We start from the raw sequence: 1,401 nt of genomic DNA, 5'->3' as shown, positions 1-1,401 counted from the left end.
GAGGTCAACTATACATTTGGTGTCTACCCACTTCAACAGTATCTGTTAAAATTTGCAGATGGAAAATATCAGGTACTGGATATCGCCTGGGACAGTCGGTCTAAAGAAGAAGGCGGGCAGCGTTGGTTCCATATCCATCAAAATGAAGTTATTAAAGCTGGTGATGTACTGCACTGGACTGGACCAAATTTGAACTGGAACTACATGTGTGCAGACTGTCATAGTACAAACTTGAAAAAGAACTATAATAAAGAGACTAAGAGTTACGATACTACATGGGATGTTATCAACGTTTCTTGTGAAGCCTGCCATGGTCCTGCATCTAAACACATAGAGTGGAGTAAAGAGCAAAAGACAGAGATGCCTTACAAAGGTTTTACTTTCTCTTTGAAGTATAAAATCGGAAAATGGGATATCAATTCCACAACAAAAAGATCAGAACTAACCGATAAAGAGATAGACGTATGTGCCAAATGTCACTCTAGACGGTCTCAATTAGATGATAACTTTGCACCTGGTGATAGGTTTACTGACCACTATCTACCTGTAACATTGGCTGAGAGTCTCTATTTTGCTGACGGTAAGATAGAAGATGAAGTCTATGTCTATGACTCTTTTCTCCAAAGTAAGATGTATGAAAAGGGTGTCACCTGTACAGACTGTCATAACCCTCATACACTTGATCGCAGGAGTGAGGGAGACAAGGTCTGTTTTCAGTGCCATCAAACAGAAAAATACACTTCTACAGCACACCATTTTCATCAAGAAGGAAGTACAGGCAGTTCTTGTGTAAGTTGTCATATGCCTGCTCGTACCTATATGGGTGTAGACAGTCGTAATGACCACAGTTTCCGTTTGCCTAGACCAGATCTTTCAGTAGAGATGAAAGAGATCCCTAATGCCTGTAATCTTTGTCATACAGATAAAGATGCTTCGTGGGCTGCAGATGCTATGAAATCCTGGTATGGGAAGATACCTGTAGGAAAACAGAACTTTGCACATTCTCTTAAAGCACTTAGGACAAACAGCGAAGATGCACCTAAAAAACTTTATGAAGTACTGCTTAGTGATGCACCAAATATCGCTAAAGCTACAGTCTCAGAATACCTAGGGCATTATCCTTCAAAACAAACCTATACTACAACACTTCAAATGCTAAAGAATAAAGATGCACTTATACGGAGGGCAGCATTGCAGTCTTTAGAAGCATTCCCAGCACAGATGAGAATCAAGCAGACTTTAGAAATGTTGAACGATCCCATTAAGATAGTAAGAATGGAAGCTGCCAGACAGCTTGCTGCTTTTCCTCTTGGAGAATTAGACAAAAAGACGAAAGAGTTATTAACTAACGCTTTTGATGAGTATGAAAAGATACTTTTATTTACAGCAGAACGTCCTGAG

Annotated in this window: 1 protein-coding gene; it reads left to right on the top strand. The window is 39.8% G+C overall.

Translation table 11 applies throughout. The features are described 5' to 3' along the window. Positions 1-1,401 (top strand): HEAT repeat domain-containing protein (locus ABYK33_RS15835; RefSeq protein WP_373034284.1); only part of this gene is annotated, 1,401 nt, incomplete at both ends.

Origin of the sequence: Sulfurovum sp., from assembly GCF_041562805.1 — a bacterium.
Lineage (GTDB): Bacteria > Campylobacterota > Campylobacteria > Campylobacterales > Sulfurovaceae > Sulfurovum.
The sequence above is the reverse complement of the archived record's forward strand: the minus strand, read 5'-3'. Positions and strand labels throughout refer to the sequence as shown.